Annotated in this window: 19 protein-coding genes, 1 pseudogene and 1 riboswitch; of the genes and pseudogenes, 9 read left to right on the top strand and 11 right to left on the bottom strand. The window is 68.9% G+C overall.

Features of this window, described 5'->3' with window-relative positions; genetic code table 11:
- Positions 1-211: 211 nt before the first annotated feature.
- Positions 212-371: riboswitch (cyclic di-AMP (ydaO/yuaA leader) on the bottom strand.
- A gap of 149 nt (positions 372-520) precedes the next feature.
- The 4 genes from BN11_RS13890 to pdxH form a co-directional block, all read right to left on the bottom strand.
- Positions 521-1,219, bottom strand: a complete 699-nt coding sequence (locus BN11_RS13890) for a metal-dependent transcriptional regulator (RefSeq protein ID WP_048698589.1) — start codon at positions 1,217-1,219, stop codon at positions 521-523.
- A 94-nt stretch (positions 1,220-1,313) separates the two neighbouring features.
- Positions 1,314-1,592, bottom strand: a complete 279-nt coding sequence (locus BN11_RS25230) for an MFS transporter (protein WP_235435482.1) — start codon at positions 1,590-1,592, stop codon at positions 1,314-1,316.
- A 17-nt stretch (positions 1,593-1,609) separates the two neighbouring features.
- On the bottom strand, positions 1,610-1,999 hold the full coding sequence (locus BN11_RS25225; protein WP_048698585.1) for an MFS transporter: 390 nt from the start codon (positions 1,997-1,999) through the stop codon (positions 1,610-1,612).
- The gene (pdxH, locus tag BN11_RS13875; RefSeq protein ID WP_048698583.1) at positions 1,996-2,682 is read right to left on the bottom strand and encodes a pyridoxamine 5'-phosphate oxidase; all 687 of its coding nucleotides are present in this window, start codon (positions 2,680-2,682) and stop codon (positions 1,996-1,998) included. The genes BN11_RS25225 and pdxH overlap by 4 nt, the downstream gene beginning before the upstream one ends.
- 109 nt (positions 2,683-2,791) lie before the next feature.
- On the opposite strand from pdxH, the pseudogene BN11_RS13870 reads away from it, so the two are divergent.
- Positions 2,792-3,923, top strand: a pseudogene (locus BN11_RS13870) (citrate synthase 2).
- Positions 3,924-3,986: 63 nt separating this feature from the next.
- Complete coding sequence (gene serC / locus BN11_RS13865; protein ID WP_048698582.1) at positions 3,987-5,129, top strand: phosphoserine transaminase; 1,143 nt, start codon at positions 3,987-3,989, stop codon at positions 5,127-5,129.
- A gap of 174 nt (positions 5,130-5,303) precedes the next feature.
- Here the strand turns inward: serC and BN11_RS13860 are convergent, their stop codons facing one another.
- The 3 genes from BN11_RS13860 to BN11_RS13850 all read right to left on the bottom strand — a co-directional run bounded on the left by BN11_RS13860 (position 5,304) and on the right by BN11_RS13850 (position 8,622).
- Positions 5,304-6,587 (bottom strand): MFS transporter, encoded by a 1,284-nt coding sequence (locus tag BN11_RS13860; RefSeq protein ID WP_048698580.1) that lies wholly within the window; start codon positions 6,585-6,587, stop codon positions 5,304-5,306.
- Positions 6,584-7,015: a MarR family winged helix-turn-helix transcriptional regulator gene (locus BN11_RS13855; protein WP_048698577.1), complete on the bottom strand. Its 432-nt coding sequence runs from the start codon at positions 7,013-7,015 to the stop codon at positions 6,584-6,586. Before BN11_RS13855 ends, BN11_RS13860 begins: the two co-directional genes overlap by 4 nt.
- Positions 7,016-7,122: 107 nt before the next feature.
- A complete protein-coding gene (locus BN11_RS13850) occupies positions 7,123-8,622 on the bottom strand; it encodes an NCS2 family permease (protein ID WP_048698574.1) in 1,500 nt (499 codons plus the stop codon).
- 107 nt (positions 8,623-8,729) lie between these two features.
- Here BN11_RS13850 and BN11_RS13845 point away from each other — a divergent pair, with 107 nt between their 5' ends.
- Complete coding sequence (locus tag BN11_RS13845) at positions 8,730-9,017, top strand: DUF2530 domain-containing protein (RefSeq protein ID WP_235435480.1); 288 nt, start codon at positions 8,730-8,732, stop codon at positions 9,015-9,017.
- Between the two features lie 10 nt (positions 9,018-9,027).
- Here the strand turns inward: BN11_RS13845 and BN11_RS13840 are convergent, their stop codons facing one another.
- The 4 genes from BN11_RS13840 to BN11_RS13830 all read right to left on the bottom strand — a co-directional run bounded on the left by BN11_RS13840 (position 9,028) and on the right by BN11_RS13830 (position 11,626).
- Positions 9,028-9,702, bottom strand: coding sequence for a hypothetical protein (locus tag BN11_RS13840; RefSeq protein WP_157044164.1), 675 nt, complete (start codon positions 9,700-9,702; stop codon positions 9,028-9,030).
- Positions 9,696-10,367, bottom strand: a complete 672-nt coding sequence (locus BN11_RS22820; RefSeq protein ID WP_157044163.1) for a hypothetical protein — start codon at positions 10,365-10,367, stop codon at positions 9,696-9,698. Before BN11_RS22820 ends, BN11_RS13840 begins: the two co-directional genes overlap by 7 nt.
- Positions 10,368-10,490: 123 nt before the next feature.
- On the bottom strand, positions 10,491-11,231 hold the full coding sequence (locus BN11_RS13835; RefSeq protein ID WP_048698570.1) for a DUF3027 domain-containing protein: 741 nt from the start codon (positions 11,229-11,231) through the stop codon (positions 10,491-10,493).
- Positions 11,231-11,626 carry a cold-shock protein gene (locus BN11_RS13830; RefSeq protein ID WP_048698568.1) on the bottom strand — a complete coding sequence of 132 codons (396 nt, stop codon included), beginning with the start codon at positions 11,624-11,626 and terminating at the stop codon, positions 11,231-11,233. The genes BN11_RS13835 and BN11_RS13830 overlap by 1 nt, the downstream gene beginning before the upstream one ends.
- 200 nt (positions 11,627-11,826) lie before the next feature.
- Here BN11_RS13830 and BN11_RS13825 point away from each other — a divergent pair, with 200 nt between their 5' ends.
- From BN11_RS13825 to BN11_RS24745, 6 genes are all read left to right on the top strand, one after another.
- Positions 11,827-12,285 (top strand): hypothetical protein, encoded by a 459-nt coding sequence (locus BN11_RS13825; protein ID WP_157044162.1) that lies wholly within the window; start codon positions 11,827-11,829, stop codon positions 12,283-12,285.
- Between the two features lie 741 nt (positions 12,286-13,026).
- A complete protein-coding gene (locus BN11_RS13820) occupies positions 13,027-13,731 on the top strand; it encodes a response regulator transcription factor (RefSeq protein ID WP_048698565.1) in 705 nt (234 codons plus the stop codon).
- Complete coding sequence (locus tag BN11_RS13815; protein WP_048698564.1) at positions 13,728-15,149, top strand: sensor histidine kinase; 1,422 nt, start codon at positions 13,728-13,730, stop codon at positions 15,147-15,149. The genes BN11_RS13820 and BN11_RS13815 overlap by 4 nt, the downstream gene beginning before the upstream one ends.
- A 73-nt stretch (positions 15,150-15,222) precedes the next feature.
- Complete coding sequence (locus BN11_RS13810; RefSeq protein WP_048698563.1) at positions 15,223-16,581, top strand: S1C family serine protease; 1,359 nt, start codon at positions 15,223-15,225, stop codon at positions 16,579-16,581.
- A gap of 188 nt (positions 16,582-16,769) precedes the next feature.
- Positions 16,770-18,713, top strand: a complete 1,944-nt coding sequence (locus tag BN11_RS13805; RefSeq protein WP_235435479.1) for a HelD family protein — start codon at positions 16,770-16,772, stop codon at positions 18,711-18,713.
- Between the two features lie 137 nt (positions 18,714-18,850).
- Positions 18,851-19,611 (top strand): alcohol dehydrogenase catalytic domain-containing protein (locus BN11_RS24745; RefSeq protein ID WP_048701516.1); only part of this gene is annotated, 761 nt, incomplete at its 3' end.

Here is a 19,611-nt window from a genome sequence, read left to right as displayed (position 1 = left end):
GCGCTGGGCGCGGTCAGGGCGGGAGCGGCCGCCTTGACGGCCGGCGCCTTGTGCACGGGGGTGGTGACAGCGGGAGCGGGGACCGCGTCGGCGGAGACGGCGAAGGCGGTGATCATGCCGCCGGTCGCAGCGAGGACGGCGCTGGTGCGACGGAGGCCGTCGCGACGACGACGGCGAGCGCGGTGGCGCCCGGGAGCGTGCTGGGACACAGGTGACCTCTCGACGCCTACGAGGTGAGCTGTCGGGTTCGGGCGAGAGATTGCTGCCCGGCCGGTGATCACACGGATCCGCCGGCTTCACCCCAAGGACCCCGACCGGAGTCGGTGCCCGCAAGTGGGTCCCCCGCTCCTACCAAGCGGTGTTCGAGTGTTCAGTCAGATCCGGGGGTAGGACTCGGCGATCCGGGCGACTGGCGCCTCCCGCCTGAGAGGCACTGGACCGACCGTACACATCCGACACGAAAATGTCACATTCAGGTCACGGCGCGGCGCCATTCGTGAGACGAGCGGGCGGTGTGGTGTCAGGTGAGCGCGACGAAGACGTGGTCGGAGATCTCGGGCGGTAGCGAGACCCCGTCGGCAGGCGGTCGCCCGGCCCCCACTGCGATCACGCGGCCGTCCGCGGCATGCACCTCGGCGGCCTCCCCGGGGATGACCCCGGAATCGGTGAGCAGGTTGAGCGCCTCGTGATCGACCTGGACCGGCTCGCCGATCCGCCGGACGGTCACCCGGGTCGGGTTGGGACCGGCGACGGAGGTCAGCGTCTGCAGCCCGTCGCGAAAGCCCTCCCGCACCGAGGTCGCGCCGAGCTCGTCCAGCCCCGGGATCGGATTGCCGAAAGGTGAGGTGTGATCGCCGCGCAGCAACTCGACGATCCGCCGCTCGACGCGCTCGGACATCACGTGCTCCCAGCGGCAGGCCTCGTCGTGGACGTACTCCCACTCCAGGCCGATGACGTCCACCAGCAACCGCTCGGCGAGCCGGTGCTTGCGCATGACGCGGGTGGCCCGCTCGCGCCCGCTCGCCGTGAACTCCAGGTGCCGGTCACCGGCGAGGGACACCAGGCCGTCGCGTTCCATCCGGGCGATCGTCTGCGACACGGTCGGCCCGGAGTGGCCGAGGCGCTCGGCGATGCGGGCACGCAGCGGCGGGATGCCCTCTTCTTCCAGTTCGAAGATCGTCTTGAGGTACATCTCCGTGGTGTCGATCAGGTCACTCACGCGGGCATCCTCTCATCTGCCCGGCGCCGCCGGTCCACGGGACCGACCCAGCGCCACAGCCACCCGGCCGCCAGCACCCCACCCACGCCCAGGATCACGCGCTCGCGAGCCCGGCCAGCGCGGCCAGACCACTGACCGTCAACGGGCCGCCGGACATGCCGATGTCAGCGAACAGGCGCCAGCCACCGAGATACTTCGCTCGGTGCAGCCGCGGTGCGGTGTCGGCGCCGAGTGTCATGACGATGCCCAAGCCGAGGCCGTTGCCGACCGCCATGACGACGGTCGCGGCGAGCAACTCCCCGAACGACCCGGTCACGGGGATCAGCATCAGCCCGAGCCCCAGCAGCACCGCCGTCGGGACGGCGACCCACACCCGCCCGCGCCGATCCATCACCCACCCGGCCGGATAGAAGATCGCGATCTCGACGAGCGCCCCGTCGCAGCGGCGAGCATCGGCAAGGTCTGCGCGCCCGCGGCGAGCAACGCGGAGGCCAGCCCGACGCCGCCCGCGACGAGCATCGCCCGCCGCTCACCGACGCGGGCGATCACGCTGCCGGCGGGCAGCGAGGTGGCGAGCTGCCCGAGGCCGAGCAATGCCGCGACGAACGCCGCGAGCCCCACGCTCGCGCCCAGCCGACGCGCCAGGAGCGGAACCAGCGGTATGGCCGCGACGTAACCCATCGCCTCGAGCACCGTCGGCCCGTAGGCGCTGACCGCGACCGACCGCAGCCGGAAGGGTGGCCCGTCCTGCGGCTGCGCCGGGCCGGTATGCGTCGTCACGGCTGGCGGCGGCTCACCGACCACGCGGCGGCGTGGTCCATCGATCCGGATCCGGTGCGGGAGAAGACGATCCGGTCGTGCAGCCGCGACGGCCGGCCGGCCCAGAACTCGACCTCGTCGGGCACGATCCGATATCCACCCCATCCGTCCGGCACGGGCACATCGCCGGGGGAACCGGTGTCGGGATACTGCGCGGCGAGCGCGGCATACCGCTGTTCGAGCTCGGCGCGAAAGGCGATGGGCGCCGACTGCTCTGACGCCAACGCGGAGATGCGCGACGCCCACGGTCGCGAGGCGAAATAGTCACGGATCAGTTCGTCGGGCAGCACCTCGGCCCGGCCCCGGAAGCGGATGGCCCGGAACATCGCAGGCCAGGTCAGACTGGCAGCGACCCCGTCGTTGGCGGCCAGCTGCTGCCCCTTCGCCGAGTTCAGGTTGGTGACGAAACCGGGACCCTCGGGCGCGAAGAAGCGCATCAAGACCACCCGCACGTCGGGCCGGCCCGACGGGTCGACGGTCGCGACGGCCATCGACGTCGGCTCGGGGACGTCGTCACCCGTCTCGGCCCGGGCGACGGCCTCCGCGATCCACCGCTGGGCCTGTCGATAGGGCGTGGGCGCGAGCTGATTCTCGGCCAGGCCATCGCCGGGATAGTCGCGTCGCGGAGCGAGCGGGGTGGTCATGCGGGCAGGTTATGCCCGCCCACCGACAGCGGAGGTGTCGGAGTCCTTCGCTCCCTGCCTTAAGGTGATCGCTTGAACGAAACGGATCAGGCGAAGGGGCAATCCTCCAATGAGTGACAGCGAAGTCAAGCACGGCCTCGAAGGGGTCGTCGCATTCGAATCGTCGATCGCAGAACCCGACAAGGAAGGCGGCGCGCTGCGCTATCGCGGCGTCGACCTCAAGGAACTCGTCGGTCGCGTCAGCTTCGGCCAGGTATGGGGCCTGCTCGTCGACAACGAGATGGACCCGGGCCTGCCGCCCGCAGAGCCGTTCCCGCTGCCCGTGCACACCGGCGACATCCGCGTCGACGCCCAGTCCGCGCTCGCGCAGCTGGCCCCGGTGTGGGGTTTCAAGCCGCTGCTGGACATCTCTCCGGAGGAGGCCCGCGAGAACCTCGCCCGCGCCTCGGTGATGACCTTGTCCTTCATCGCCCAGTCCGCGCACGGCCAGGCCACGCCGATGGTTCCGCAGAGCCGGGTCGACGAGGGCAAGACGATCGTCGAGCGCTTCATGATCCGCTGGCGCGGCGAGCCGGACCCGGCGCATGTCGAGGCCATCGACGCCTACTTCATCTCGGCGGCCGAACACGGCATGAACGCCTCGACCTTCACCGCCCGCGTCATCGCCTCCACCCTGCCTCTCCGGAGCCATCGGCGCCCTGTCCGGCCCGCTGCACGGCGGGGCCCCCTCGCGCGCCCAGCACATGATCGAGGGCGTGGAGCAGATGGGCGATGCCGACAAGTACGTCGCCGACACCCTCGCGCGGGGCGAGCGGCTGATGGGCTTCGGGCACCGGGTCTACCGGGCCTACGACCCGCGGGCCGAGGTGCTCCGCGACACCTGCAAGCGCCTCGGCGCCCCGCGGTATGAGGTGGCTCTGGAACTCGAGCGGGCCGCCATCGCGGCGCTCGCCGAGCGCTATCCCGAGCGCAAGATGGAGACCAATGTCGACTACTGGGCGGCCGTGCTGCTCGACTTCGCCGACGTGCCCGGCGAGATGATGACCCCCCTGTTCGTCTCCGCGCGCACCGCCGGCTGGGCCGCGCACATCCTCGAGCAGAAGAAGACCGGTCGCCTGATCCGGCCCAGCGCGAAGTATGTCGGCGAGGGCCCCCGCCCGTTGTCGTCGGTCAAGGGCTATGTCGGCCGCGACCACAACGATCTGCCCATCCACGCCCTGGTGCCCGATCCGAGAGTGTGATCGCCGGCGTGTGATCGCCCCGATGCTGGACACCCCGCGTTCGCGCGGGGTGTCTTTGCTTGTATGGAGTTCGTGACCACGACTGCCCTCACCGATCTGCGCCTGCCCGATGATCTGCTCCCCGCCGACGGCCGATTCGGCTGCGGCCCGTCCAAGGTCCGCCCCGAGCAGGTGGCGGCCCTGTCCGCCATCGGTGCCTCGGTCCTCGGGACCTCGCACCGGCAGGCTCCGGTCAAGAACCTCGTCAAGGCCGTCCGCGAGGGCCTGACCACACTTTTCGAGCTCCCCGAGGGGTATGAGGTCGTCCTCGGCAACGGCGGATCGACCGCTTTCTGGGATATCGCCGCATTCGGCCTGGTTCGCGAGCGTGCCCAGCACCTCGCCTTCGGCGAGTTCTCCGCGAAGTTCGGCTCAGTCACCTCGAAGGCCCCGTTCCTCGGCGAGTCGACCATCATCAAGGCCGAGCCGGGTTCTCTCGCAACGCCTTCGGCCGAGGCCGGCATCGATGTCTATGCGTGGCCGCACAACGAGACCTCGACCGGGGTGATGGCGCCGGTGCAGCGGGTCGAGGGTGCCGACGAGGGCGCGCTCGTGCTGATCGACGCCACCTCCGGCGCGGGCGGTCTGCCCGTCGATATCGCGCAGAGCGATGTCTACTACTTCGCCCCGCAGAAGTGTTTCGCCTCCGACGGCGGCCTGTGGCTGGCGCTCTTCTCCCCCGCCGCGCTGGCCCGGGTCGAGGAGATCACGGCGAGCGACCGGTGGGTGCCGGACTTCTATTCGCTGCCCACCGCGATCGACAATTCGCGCAAGGACCAGACCTACAACACTCCCGCCGTCGCGACGCTGGCGATGATGGCCAGTCAGCTGGAGTGGATGAACGGCAACGGCGGGATGGAGTTCACGACCGGCCGCACTGCCGACTCCTCCTCGCGCCTCTACTCCTGGGCCGAGCAGTCGGACGTCGCCACCCCCTTCGTCGCCGACCCCGCCGCCCGCTCGCAGGTCGTCGGCACCATCGATTTCGCCGACGAGATCGACGCCTCGGCGATCGCGAAGGTGTTGCGCGCCAACGGAATCGTCGACACCGAGCCCTATCGCAAACTCGGCCGCAACCAGCTGCGGATCGCGATGTTCCCCGCTGTCGACCCCGACGACATCACCCGCCTGACCGGCGCCATCGACTACGTCATCGAGCGGATGTAGCCGCTCATGACCCGCGAGTAGGTAAGACACCTCGGCGGTTATAACCGCCCAACCGTCTTACCTACCGGCGGGTAGTCCGCGGCGCCTTTGCCGGTTACAGGAGAGCGGCGAGGACGACCCAGGCGAGCATGATCACCAGGACCCCGATGGTGGCATAGCGGCGGAAGCGCGGGGTCATCGCGCCGGCTCCGGGACGATGACGTCATTGCCGCTAAGGATGCGCAGGTGCGGCCGGGCGCCGCGAGTGAAGCTCACCCGGACATTCTCGTGCCGCCACAGATAGACCGCCACCGCGGCCAGCGTCAAGCCGATCGCGAGGGGGCCGATCCCGATCGTCCACCGGGCACCGAAGTGGTCGCCGATCCAGCCGATCAGCGGGCTACCGAACGGCGTGCCGCCCATGAAGATCGCCATATAGAGCGCCATCACCCGCCCGCGCATGGCGGGCGTCGTACGAAGTTGCACCATCGCATTGGCCGTCGTGAGCGCGCTCAGCGCTGCGAGACCGAGGGGGATCAGCGTGAGGGCGAACAGGCTGTATGTCGGCGCCAGCGCCGCCGCGGTCGCGCTCACCGTGAAGGCCACCAGGGCGATGAGGAGGTGACGCAGGCGTGGGTTGGCCCGGCGCGCGGACCACAGCGCGGCAGCGAGAGAGCCGACGGCCATGATGGAGCCGAGCAGCCCGAACTCGGTCGGCCCCTTGCCGAAGACCTTGGTCGCCATCAGCGCCATCGTGATCTGGAAGTTCATCCCGAACGTTCCGAGCACGAACACCAGCCCCATGACCAGCTTCAGGTCGGGGCGGCCGCGGACGTAGTCGAAGCCTTCGCGGATGGATCCGCGCCCTTTCGACAGCGGCGCCGGGGTGAGGGCGCGCGGATCGAGCGATGTCAGCGCCAGGAGCACGGCGCCGAAGGTGACGGCATTGAGGAGCAGGGCGATGCCGGTGCCCCAGGCGGCGATGATCACGCCCGCCACGGCGGGACCGATGAGGCGGCCGGCGTTGAACGAGGCGGAGTTGAGCGAGACGGCGTTGGCCAGGCGCTCGTTGGGCACCATCTCGGAGACGAATGCCTGCCGGGCCGGATTGTCGAAAGCCGTTGCCACGCCTTGCATGAGCGCGAGGATGTAGACGTGCCAGAGCTGGGCCACGCCGGTCACGGCGAGCAGGCCGGTGACGAGGGAGACCAGGCCCAGGCTGATCTGGGTGATCATGAGCAGCGTGCGCTTCGGGAAGTGGTCAACGACGGCACCGGCCCACGGCGCGAGCAGCAGGAAGGGCAGGAACTGCAGCCCGGTGACGATGCCGAGAGCACTCGCGGAGTGCTCGGTCAGCTCCGTCAGGACGAGCCAGTCCTGCGCGACGCGCGCCATCCACGTGCCCACATTGGAGACCAGCGCGCCGAAGAACCAGATGCGGTAGTTGCGCACCGACAACGAGGCGAAGGTGGGACTCATTCCGCAGCCAGCCGTTCGAGGATGATGCTGGCCTCGGCCAGCACCTCGCGCTCACGCGGGGTGAGGCCGGCGACGCGGGTGGCCATCCACGCGTTGCGCGAACGCAGCGTGTCCTTCAAGACAGCGCGGCCCGCGTCCGTGATGGCGACCCGAACGCACCGCTTGTCGTCGGCGTCGACCGAGCGGGCGGCATACCCGAGATCGACGAGACCACCGATCGTGCGCGTCATGCTCGGCGCGGAAACCTTCTCGAGGGCGGCGAGTTCACCGGGCATGCGTTCGCCCTTGCTCAGGTGCACGAGCACCGAGAAGTGGTGCGGCGCAATGGCGTCGCTGCTCTCGAACCGCACGCGGCGCGAGATGCGCATGCAGGCCAGCCGCAGCGTGGTCGCCAGATCGGTGATCTGAGTCGTCGAGGCAGCAGGCATGATACTTAGCCTAACTCATTAGTTCAGCTAAGTATTCCCACTCAACCACGACACGACGCCCAGCGGTTCATGACCGCCAGGCGTCGTGCTGGGCGACGAAGTAGGGATCAGCTGACGCCGAGGACCGACTTGACCGGGTCGATGGCGAAGTAGAGCAGGAAGAGCGCGGCGGTGATCCACATCAGCGGATGCACCTGCCCGGCCTTGCCCTTGATGATCTTGATCAGCACATAGAGCACGAAACCCGCCCCGATGCCGACGGCGATCGAATAGGTGAAGGGCATCAGGATGATCGTCAGGAAGGCCGGCAGGGCGATCTCGATGTCGTCCCAGTCGATGTCCTTGACCTGCTGCATCATCAGGAAGCCGACGACGACGAGCGCGGGGGTGGCGGCCTCATACGGCACCACCGAGACCAGCGGTGCGAGGAAGGTCGCGAGCAGGAACATCACGCCGGTGACCACCGACGCCAGACCGGTGCGGGCGCCCTCGCCGACACCGGAGGCCGATTCGATGTATGAGGTGTTGGACGAGACCGAGGCCGCGCCGCCGGCCATCGCGCCGACCGAGTCGACGAGCAGGATGGCCTCCGAGCGCGGCGGGACGCCCTCTTCGTCGTTGAGGCCGGCTTCGGCCCCGATGGCGACCATCGTGCCCATCGTGTCGAAGAAGTCGGCCAGCAACAGCGTGAAGATCAACAGCGCGGCGGAGACGAAGCCGATCGCCTGGAACGAGCCGAGCAGGTTGAAGTCGCCGAGGAGGGAGAAGTCCGGCGTCTGGGCGACGGAGTCGGGCAGCTTCGGCACGTTCAGGCCCCAGCCGGTCGGGTTCACGCGCTCGCCGGCGGCGTTGGTCTGCGCGCCGATCTTGCCGACGGCCTCGACGACGATCGCGAGCGCGGTGGCGGCGAGGATGCCGTAGAGGATGGCGCCGCGCACCTTGCGCACCAGCAGCGCGACCGTGATGAAGAGGCCGAGAACGAACACGAGCAGCGGCCAGCCGGCCAGGAATCCGCCGACGCCGAGTTCACCGAGGGGGCCGCCGGCGCTCTTGCGCACGAAACCGGCGTCGACGAACCCGATGATCGCGATGAACAACCCGATGCCCACCGAGATCGCGGTCTTCAGCTGTGGCGGCACCGCGTGGAAGACGGCCGTCCGGAAGCCGGTGAGCACGAGGACGGTGATGATGATGCCCTCGAGGACGACCAGACCCATCGCGTCGGCCCACGTCATCTCCGGCAGTTTCGCCACCCCGAACGTGACGAAAGCGTTGAGCCCCAAGCCCGTTGCCATCGCCAGCGGGAAGTTCGCGACGACCCCCATGAGGATCGTCATAACGCCTGCCACGAGGGCGGTCGTCGCCGCGACCATGGCGAGGTTCGGAGCAGACCCGCCACCGAGGAAGGCGCCTGTCGAGTCTTCCTGGGTGCCGATGATGAGGGGGTTGAGGACGACGATGTAGGCCATCGTGAAGAAGGTCGCCAAGCCACCGCGGATCTCGCGCGAGAGCGTCGAGCCGCGCGCGGTGATCTGGAAGAAGCGATCGAGGCCGGTGGCGTTGTCCTGGGGGGAGGTGCGGGTCGTTGCCCGCGAACTGTTCGCCATGACTGCCAACCCTATGTGCGCTGGACGAGTGCCCAGGACCACCGCGCCGTGAGGGCACGCAACGCCAATGTCCCCGCGACACCGGCGCGAGAATAAACTCATCCCCCGTGAGCACGCTGCGCCGGGACAACGGCATACCTGCCCCGAGGGCGCCGGAGCCGATCGGCTTCCGGATGGACCGGATCGTCCTGATCGGCATGGCGGTGTGGGCCGTCGGCCTGATCGTCACCCTCGTCGTGCCGACGTTGCACGAAGGCAGCCGCTCGTGGTGGCCCTGGGCGTGCGTCGCCGGGATCGTCCTGGGCGCCATCGGCTACCTATACGTCCGCCGCGGCCGCGGCAACGCCGCCGACGCCCACCCGCAGGAGCCGACCAACCCCCAGCCCCAATACTGAGCTGAGATGCTCAGCTCGCTGCCTGGACCGCCGTGCGCCGCACGGATGCCGGCTCGTCAAGCAGGCCCTTGGCCTTTGGATCCGGCGCTGTCTCCCTGATCTTATCGACAAGATCGGTCGTGGGCCGGCCCTGCAGCGACTTGGCGAGCGCGCCGGGCCGAGCAATGTCCTCACCCTTGCCAATCGTCGCGGAATCATTAGGGACGATGGCTTGGCCGCCAATGGGTATCCAGGCGGGCGTGCCGGAGCCGGTGGGATGCAGCGTGGTGTAGGCCAGGGCAATCAGATAGTCGTGCCCCGGTTCCAGCCGCGGCGAGCCGGAGAAGCGCAGCTCCTTCCGCTCCGAGCCATGAAACACCCAGCCGCCCGCTCCCAGATCGAGAGACCGCGGCATGGCGAGATCGCTGCGTGACGGCTGGCGCCACATGACCTCCTTGACCGTAGCCGAAACATTGCGCCCGATAATGCCTTCATCCGCCTCGAGCTCATCCGAAGATGGAGGAATCTCGAATTCCCGCTTGACGTGAATGTTCACGATCGCATCGCTGTAGGTGACCCAGTCCTCTGCAGTTGAGCTCGGGAAAAATTCCTGGGCCTCGGCAGTGACGGCCCCCTGGCCCGAGCACCCGCCTAGCGTGAGCATTAGACATCCCGCGACAATTGCCTTTAGGTTCTTCATCACCATTCACCGGTGATGTTGTAAATCGAGGTGCTCCTGAGCCAGTTCACAGTGGAGTTGTGCGGAGTGACCATACAGCCGTTGACACTCGTACTGGTATTGCTTGTGAACGGATAGGAGTCGTTGCCATGGAGGAGCCCGACTGCGTGACCCGCTTCATGGCAGATCAGCGCGCGATCGGGGAAGAAGACATTGGGGTCGTGCTTGAATCGAACATACTGTTGATCACATCGGTAGCCGTCCAGCGCGTCGTCACACCAGGTAAATCCTATGGTAGAACCCTCAAAGCCAACTGAGCTCTTCTGGAAGATAATGTCCGTAATTCCTGTACCTGTGTAGGTAGGATTTGACGTGCGGGTGACAACAAGGTGAGTCGGGTCGAACTGTTCCGTCATCGTTTTGACAACTCGCCGCGTGCCCAGTTGCGTTGAGTCCCCAATGTCAACGCTACTCTGAATGTAATAGACCAGTCCGGCACTGTCTGTTTGACACGGGAAATTGTCACCGCCTGGATCTTGGTCAAAGCAAGGGATGTCCAGCGTCACGTGCGGGAACAGATTGTCCACCGGGGCCGAAAGCTCCTCGGCCTCAGCAGCCCGGTATGGAACCCACGCAGTGAGGGCCACGGCGGAGACCAGACCCAGTGCCTTTCGTTTGCCTCGACGATCCATCTCATGAGGGTAGACGGATCACACACACACAAGAACTCAGCTGGTTTGAGTGAGAACTGTTACCAACACGCCGGCGCCACCTGAGCTGAGGTGCTGGCCTGGAGGACCCCCGAGCAGAACCCGTCAAGCAAGGTCGAGGCGGTACTCGTCGACGATCGGGGCGGGCACCTTCTCCGGGTCGGGCCGGTCCATGTCGACCTCGCTGTGGGCACCACAGCCGTGATCGATGCTGACCACGGTGCCGTCGGACGGGGACCACTCGCCGGCGCAGATGCCGAACATCGAGCGCAGCGCCCCCGCGATCGGGACGAAGAAGCCGCACGTCGCACAGGGAGCCGGCGCCTTCAGGGCGAGCGCGGCACCAGGCCCGTTCTCCCCCTCATACCAGCGCGCCGCGGCGGCTTCCCGCCCCTCGGCGGACAGCACGCGCGCCCGCCCGAGACCGAGTTCCCAGAAGGCAGTGCGGTCGACGTCCTCGTCACCGGTCGCCTCGAAGCCCTGCACGAGCATCGGATCGTCGGCGACATAGGGGGTGACATCGCCCGGGCCGATATCGCCCGGGGCCAGCCGGTCGGCATACGGCAACCACTCGGGAGCCAGGAGCGCGTCGGCCCCCGGCAGCAAGGTCACCTCACACACCGTGACCGTCTTGCTACGCGGAGCGCGGGCGACCGACACCGTCCAGACCCAGCCCGGATAGGCCGGCGCGAGGCAGGCGAAGGAGTGGGTCGCCAGGCGCTCGCCACTCATGACGGCGCCGAGATGATCGCCCACGGTGCCCGGTTCGGCGCTCTCGTTCAGTTCGGCCAGCGCGATGTCGACAGCCGCAAGCAGGGCCGAGTCGGACTTCACGGCCGCCGCCATCACGACTCCAGGTTGTCCGCGACGCCGCGCAGCGCGTGCGACACCACGGTCGCGAACTTCTTGTCGGGATAGTGTCCGCGGCGCAGCCCCTCGGACACCTTGTCGAGCAACTGCATGACGTCCTCGACGATCACGACCATGTCCTCGGTGGGTTTACGGTCGCGCTCGCGGCGGTTGGCCTGCACGCTCGGCGGCGCGTCGAGGATGTGCACGCCCATCGCCTGCACGCCGCGCCGCCCCTGGGCGACGCCGTACTCGATCCGCGTACCGTTCTTGATCGTGGTCGTGCCCGCGGGCAGCGCGTTGGCGTGGAGGAAGACGTCCTCGCCCTCGTCGGCGTCGATGAAGCCGAAGCCCTTCTCGGCGTCATACCACTTGACCTTGCCAGTCGGCACCGTGCACCTCGTTACTCATTAAGCGTTCGAAACGGGCACGCGCCAGCGCACCCGATGGCCCCAAGGCTAACGCGTCTACCGCCCGCGCCCTAGTCGATATCCCCCCGGACCTCAGCGCAGCCGCATCGCCCGGAACTATCCGGGGCTGTTTCGGGGTTTCACCGATAGCACCGTCACCATTCTCGCGACAGGCTGGAACCATGCGCCGCACGCCCCCTCCCCGCACCGGGCTGCAACCCCTCCCGCCCCGCGGCATGCCCCGCTCGCGCGTCCAGGACGCCCCCGCGCCGGACGCCTACCGGCGGCCGGGTCACCACGTTCGCTCCGCACCTGGCCGGCCGGTGTATGCCGGGCCGGTCACCACCGGTGATCCCTACGGGTCTTCACGGTATGTCGCCGCTCGCCCCACCGTGAACGGCTCGGCGATCGCGCTGGTCGTGCTGTCGTCGTTGTGCCTCTTCCCGCTGTTCATGCTCACCCAGGTGCCCGCCCTCGTCTTCGGCGTGCGGGCCCTCGCCGCGCAGAGCGATCCGCAGCGTTCGGCCCGGCTGGCCCGCCACGGCTGGTGGGCTTTCGCCCTCGGGCTCGCGGCCTTGGTCGCGCTCTTCCTCATCGCCGCCGCGGCCCTGGTCGGCGTGCTCGCCGCCGCCGTCGGCTGACGTCCGAGAGCTGCCGACGGGCACCCTCCCGAAAAGTCGGCGTCCCGAGGTATCACGAAACCCCGCGTCGGCCTCCTAGCAGCAGGCCCCGGGCATACAGCCGGTTCGATCTGGGAGGTAGACCAGGCGGGTTCACCGCACGTCACCGCACTCTCGCCACCGGGAGCGCCGCCCTCGCCACCGCTTTGACCCTGCCCTTGGTCACCGCACCTGCCGACGCCGCCTCCCCCGGCCGCAACGGCCGGGTCGCCGTCGAGATCAACAAGCAGATCTTCACCCTGTCCGCGACACCGTGATCCCTGCCTCCGGCGTCACCGGGAACGGTTACCATCTCGTCTACGACGGGAGGAGCCCCGATGTCAGCCCCGCCGGGTCGAAGGTGCTGTCGGCGTGGGCGGACTACGCCACCGATGACGCCGGGCTGGCGACGACCAACCTGTCCGGTGGGTCGCTGCGGATCATTGCCGACGGCGTGCTCGCAAGGGTGGTCCGGCGATCCCGTCTTCTCACCCGACGGCAAGCAAGCCATCTCCGGGTACGGCTGGAGACTCCCAGATCGAGAGCTTCTGCGTGACGACCGGCTGCCTCAACCTCTTCTATTACGACGTGCCGGACGACAGTCAGTGGGTCACCTCGCTCGACTGGCAACCGCTGCCCTAGGAACCCACCGGGCCTCGACAGCCATCGACAGTGGGGACGGCATACAGGAAACTCCCAGGGTTGGCGCCCACGCTGGGAAGTATGACCATCGCGGAACCCGAAGCCAGGCTGCTGATCGTCGAGGACGAGCCGAACATCCGCGAACTGCTGGCCACCTCACTGCAGTTCGCCGGCTTCGAGGTCGTCACCGCGGGGGACGGGCACGAGGCCATCACGGCGGCCGCCCACCACGACCCCGATCTCGTCGTCCTCGACGTGATGCTGCCCGACATGGACGGCTTCGAGGTCACCCGCAAGCTGCGCGAGCGCGGCAAGCGGGCACCCATCGTCTTCGTCACGGCCCGTGACTCGGTCGACGACAAGATCAAGGGCCTGACCGTCGGCGGCGACGACTATGTCACCAAACCGTTCAGCCTCGAGGAGGTCATCGCCCGCATCCGCGCGGTGCTGCGCCGCACCAAGGGCGAGATCGACGACTCGGCCATGCTGCGCTTCGAGGATCTCGAACTCGACGAGGACAGCCACGACGTGCGGCGCGCCGGACGGCCCATCGAGACCTCCCCCACAGAGTTCAAGCTGCTCCGGTACCTGATGCTCAACCCCAACCGGGTGTTGTCCAAGGCGCAGATCCTCGATCACGTGTGGGACTACGACTTCCGGGGCGAGTCGGGGATCGTCGAGTCCTATATCTCCTACTTGCGGCGCAAGATCGACACCGAGGGTCTGCCGCCGCTGATCCACACCAAGCGCGGGGTCGGCTACGTCCTGCGCAAGCCCCCCGCGTGACCACGCTCGCCGGCCGCCTGCACCGCCTTCCGTTGCGGTGGCGGCTGATCGCCATCCTGCTCACTCTGCTGCTCGCTGCGCTGACCCTGACGTCGGCGGCGACCGCGTTCTTGATGAAGCGCGAGCTCATCTCCCGCGTCGACGACAACCTCCGCAAGAGTTCCGCGTCGATCGCCAACCGGGCGGTCGATGTCCTCCAGGGCACCACCGACCGGATGCCGACCGGATACGCAGTCGTGATCATCCCGACGGACGGCAGCCGGCCCACGGCCATCCCGGCGACCGATGTCGACGCCTACCCGGCGATCTCCGACCTGTCGCTGGCGGACTCGCGCGTCGTCACGGGCACCCCCTTCACGCTCGGCACGGACGGCTCGACCCTGCAGTGGCGGGCCGTGGCCAAGGCGTCGCAGGGCGGCGACGCCATCGCGGTGGTCGCGCAGCCGCTCGCAGACATCCACAAGACCGTATGGCGCCTGGTCCAGATGGCCGTACTCATCGGATTGCTGACGATCGCCGTGTCGGCCGTGCTCGCCTGGTTCGCCGTTGCCCGCGCCTTCCGCCCGCTGACCAAGATCGAGGACACGGCCGCGGCCATCGCGGCCGGCGACCTGTCGCAGCGGGCGCCCGAGAGCGATGCGCCGCATGAAGTCGCTTCGCTCTCAAGGTCTTTCAACGCCATGCTCACCCACGTCGAGGAGTCCTTCGACGTGCGCGCTGCCTCCCAGGAGCGGATGCGTGACTTCGTTGCCGACGCCTCGCACGAGTTGCGCACACCGCTCGCGACCGTCCGCGGGTATGCCGAGCTCTACCGGCAGGGGGCCGTACCGGCGACTGCTGTGCCGGAGACGATGGCCCGCATCGAGAGCGAAGCCGCCCGGATGAGCAACCTGGTCGACGACCTCCTGCTGCTCGCCCGCCTCGACGAGGCCCGGCCGGTGGAGTTCGCTCCCTTGGACCTGACCGTCGTGGCCGCCGAGGCGGTCGCGGCGGCGCGGGTGCGTGACCCGGAGCGACGCATCGTCGTCCAGCCGCTCGCGGGCGCCCTGTCTCCCACGCTCGTCCACGGAGAGGAAGCCGGGATGCACCAAGTCCTCGGCAACCTGTTGACCAACGCCATCCGGCATACCCCGCCCGGGACACCCGTCGAAGTGGTCGTCGGACGGCGCGACGACCGCGCCGTCGTCGAGGTGCGCGACCACGGGCCCGGTGTCGAAGAGGCAACGCGCACAAAGGTTTTCGAGCGATTCTTCCGCGAGGACAAGGCCCGGTCCCGGGCCAATGGCGGCACCGGCCTCGGCCTGGCCATCGTGGCTGCGATCGTCGGCCGGCACAAGGGCCGGGTGGGTATCGCCAATACCCCGGGCGGCGGGGCGACCTTCGTCGTCGAGCTCCCCGCGGCTCCCACATCCAGCTGATTCACAGGTCCGCCCCAGCATCGCTTGATCTTCGCGGACTTGACTGTGATCACCACGCACTAAGGAGACACCAATGAGCGAGCCGAAAACCCCGACGGAGACCTCCCCTTCGCCTTCGTCGGACCCCTGGGCCGCTACGTCGACGCCCGACCCCGACGCCACAGCGCCGCTGTGGTTCGGCGAGCGCACCGAGCAGCCCAGGTACCCCTCCTCCCAGCCGGCTCCGGCTCCGGCGTCGTGGTCCCCACCCGGTCCCGCTCCCGCTGTCACGCAGGCTCCTCCCTCCCCGCCTGCCGGCCGCAAGCGGACCTGGCCGGGCCTGGTGGCCGTCTCCGTCCTCTCGGCCGCGCTGGCCAGTGGCGGGACGTATGCCGCCGTGCGGGCGGCGGACGATGGTGGCAGTTCGAGTGCCACCACGTCCGCCGCCTCGCAGAACTCCTCGGCCTCCGCCTCCGGGTCGGGCACCCAGAGCATCCGGCAGGTCAACCCCAATGCGCCGGACTGGACCGCGACCGCCAAGGCGGTCACCCCGAGCGTGGTCGCGATCTCGCTGCAGGTCCAAGGCGGCGAGGCACAGGGCTCGGGGGTCGTCATCGACGACGCCGGCCACGTGCTGACCAACAACCACGTCGTCGAAGGGGCCGAACAGGGCACCCTGCAGGTCACCCTCTCGGACGGACGGATCTATGAGGCGACCGTGGCCGGCACCGACCCCTCCACCGACCTCGCGGTCGTGACGATCACCGACCCGCCCACGGAACTGACGCCGATCGCCCTCGGCGACTCGAGTGCGCTCGCCGTCGGCGACCCGGTCATGGCCGTCGGCAATCCGCTGGGCCTCGCCAGCACCGTCACCACCGGCATCGTCAGCGCCTTGAACCGGCCCGTGACGACCGGCGACCAGTCGACCCAGTTCGGGCAGCAGAGCGACCCGGTCTACACCAACGCCATCCAGACCAACGCCGCGATCAACCCCGGCAACAGCGGCGGAGCCCTCGTCAACGCCGACGGCCAACTCGTCGGCATCAACTCCTCCATCGCCACGGCCGGCTCCAACAGCGGCAACATCGGGATCGGTTTCGCCATCCCGGTCAACGAGGCCAAGGCAATCGCCGACCAGCTCATCGTGAAGGGCTCTGCGGCACATGCCTATTTGGGCGTCAGCCTGCGTGACGGCGAAGGCAAGGACGGAACGGCGACCCGCGCCGGGGCCTTGGTCGCCCAGGTCTCCCCCGGCACCCCGGCCGCCACGGCCGGGCTCAAGGACGGCGATCTCATCATCGGCATCAAGGGTGTCGGCGTGGAGTCGATGGACTCGCTCATCGCCCACATCCGCGCCGAGAAGGTCGGCAACACCGTCACCCTCAAGGTGTTGCGCAACGGCGCCGCGCAAGACATCTCCGTCACCCTCGCCGCGAAGCCCGCTTCATAAGACGTTTCCTCCCTCCCTCGGGGGCTGGGCATCTCTCTTGGCGGAAGGGATGCCCAGCCCCCACCTCTTTTGCGCACGATAAAGAGCTTTCGCGAGCGCCGGGTGGTGTGGCAACGTAGACCCTTGTGCCTGGGTCCCCGCCACGTATCGGAGCGAGGAACGAGCGGACAACTTCGTGGGGTGACCTTGTGCCCGAAACTGAGCTAGAACATGAGCGGGCCCACCTCAAGGCGGCGCGGACCGCCTTGACCCGGATGCGCGAACGCACCGAGGCCCTCGACGTCGCCGCCGCGGATCCCATCGCCGCGGCATACCTCGCCCGGACCCTGTACTACCGGGCCCAGGCGCTGCGGGACGACCCCGGCACCGCCCTCTTCTTCGGCCGGCTGGACACCGACGGCGGTGAGCGGTGGTATGTCGGCCGCCGTCACGTCGGCGACGAGCACGGCGACCCGCTGGTCATCGACTGGCGGGCCGAGGTCTCCGGCGCCTTCTACCGCGCGACGCGCACCGAGCCCATGGGGGTGGTCCTGCGTCGCAGGTTCGGCATCGCCGGGGGTGAGATCACGGCATACGAGGACGAACACCTCACGGACACAGGCGAATCGGAGACCAAGAGCGCGATCCTCGCCGCCGAGATCGAGCGGCCACGCGTCGGCCCGATGCGCGACATCGTCGCGACCATCCAGCCGGAGCAGGACCTCATCGTGCGTGCCGGTGCCGACACCAGCGTGTGCGTCCAGGGAGCGCCGGGCACGGGCAAGACCGCGGTCGGGCTGCACCGGGCGGCCTGGCTGCTGTATGCCCACCGCGACCGTCTTTCCCGCCAAGGGGTGCTCGTCGTCGGACCCAACCGGGCCTTCCTCGACCACATCGGCGCGGTGCTGCCGGCTCTCGGCGAGGTGCGTGTCGGGCATACGACCGTGTCGGACATGTTCGCCACCCGCCCGGTCAAGGCCACCGACACCCCGGCCGTGGCGACCCTCAAGGGCGATCCCCGGATGGCCGAGATGCTGCGCCGTTTCGTCTGGTCGCACGTCGTGGCACCGACGGAACCCCTTGTGGCACCCCGTGGTTCGCGCAAATGGCGCGTGCCCGCGTATGAGGTGGGTGATCTCGTCGACGAGCTGCGCGGTCGGGGTGCGCGCTACCACGCCGCCCGCGAGATGCTGCCGCACCGTCTGGCGCACGCGGTGCTCGTGCAGATGGAGCGGGCCGGTGACAGCCCCGACGACCGCGTGCAGGATGCGGTCGCGCGCAGCAGCGCGGTCAAGACGTATGCCGCCGCCCTCTGGCCCGTGCTCGATCCGGCTAAACTACTGCACCGGCTCTTGAGCGACTCCGACACGCTCGCGGCCGCGGCCGGCGATCTGCTCTCGCCCGATGAACAGGCGGCGCTCCTCTGGGAGCGCCCGGCAAAGACGTCCGGGAGCGCGAAGTGGAGCGTCGCCGACCTCGTGCTGCTCGACGAGTTGCGAGACCTGCTCGACCGCACCCCCAGCCTGGGACACGTGATTGTCGATGAGGCACAAGACCTTTCGCCGATGCAGCTGCGCGCGGTCGGGCGGCGCTGCACCACCGGTTCGGTGACCGTGCTCGGGGACATCGCCCAGGGCACCACGCCGTGGGCCACCGGGTCGTGGAACGAGGCATTGAGGCATCTCGGCAAGACGGACGCCCACATCGAGGTCCTCGACCGGGGCTTCCGGGTGCCGGCGTCGGTCATCAGGTATGCCGCGCGCCTGCTGCCGCGGATCGCCCCCGGACTGGGGGCGCCGCAGTCGGTTCGTGACAATCCCGGACGCCTCGACGTGCACGCCGTGACGGCCGGCGAAGAGCTGGATCGGCTTTTTTTTTTTTGGGGGGGGGGGGGGCCGCCGCGCCCGGGTCGGTCGGGCTCATCGTGCCGGACGCCCGCGTCGCAGAGGCGTCTGCGGCGTTGGGGCGGGCCGGACTCGAGCACGGGGTACTGGGCGTCGATCACGGCGATGTCAATCACCAGATCGACATCGTCCCGGCCTCGGTCGCCAAGGGTCTGGAGTTCGACAGAGTCGTGGTCCTCGAACCGGCGCAGATCGTCGCGGCCGAGCCCGACGAGCGCACGGGCCTGCGCCGCCTGTATGTCGCGCTGACCCGCGCCGTCTCCGAACTCGATGTCATCCACAGCACGCCGCTGCCTGCAGATCTCACGGCCACGTCGCCGGCGGCCTGACCACCGATGGATCAGGGGCGTCGTAGCCGAGCCGGTCCGGCTGCGAAACTAGCGGGCATGCGGGCACTGCAATACACCTCCGTCGCCGGGCCGGTGCACGTGGTCGACCTCCCGGTGCCGGCCCCGGAGCAGGACGGCGGACTCATCAGCGTGACGCGAACCGGCCTGTGCCGCAGCGATTGGCACGGCTGGCAGGGTCACGACAGCGACACCGTGCTGCCGTGCGTGCCGGGTCACGAGTTCACCGGGACCGTCGTCGAAGCGCCCGCCGACCCCGGCCTGGTCGGCAGCCGGGTCGTCGTGCCCTTCGTGATGGCCTGTGGTCGCTGCCCAGAATGTGTCCGCGGGTCGGCACAGATCTGTCGCGCCCAGCGGCAACCGGGATTCACCGACCCCGGATCTTTCGCCGAATTCGTCGCCGTGCCCGCCGCCGCCGTCAACGTCGTGCCGCTGCCGGACGAGGTCACTGACGACGCGGCCGCGGCCCTCGGCTGCCGGGTCGCCACGGCATGGCGGGCCCTGACCGCCGTCGCCCAGGTCGAGCCGGGAGAGTCCGTCCTGATCCTCGGCGCCGGCGGCGTGGGCCTCGCCGCCGTCCAGATCGCCCAGGCGCTCGGCGCCACACCCATCGCCGCCGACATCTCGGCACATGCGCTCAGCATCGCCGAATCCCTTGGGGCGCAAACTGTCTCGCTCACGCCTCACGATTCCGAGGAGGAGATCGCGGGGCAGGTGCGGACCGCATACCCGGAAGGGGTGGACGTCAGCGTCGACGCCCTGGGGAGCCCGGCCCTGGCCGCCGCCGGTGTCCTCGCGCT

This window comes from Nostocoides australiense Ben110 (genome assembly GCF_001050535.1).
GTDB classification, from domain to species: Bacteria; Actinomycetota; Actinomycetes; order Actinomycetales; family Dermatophilaceae; genus Nostocoides_A; species Nostocoides_A australiense.
Note: the sequence above shows the minus strand (reverse complement) of the source record. Positions and strands in the feature narration are given on the sequence as shown.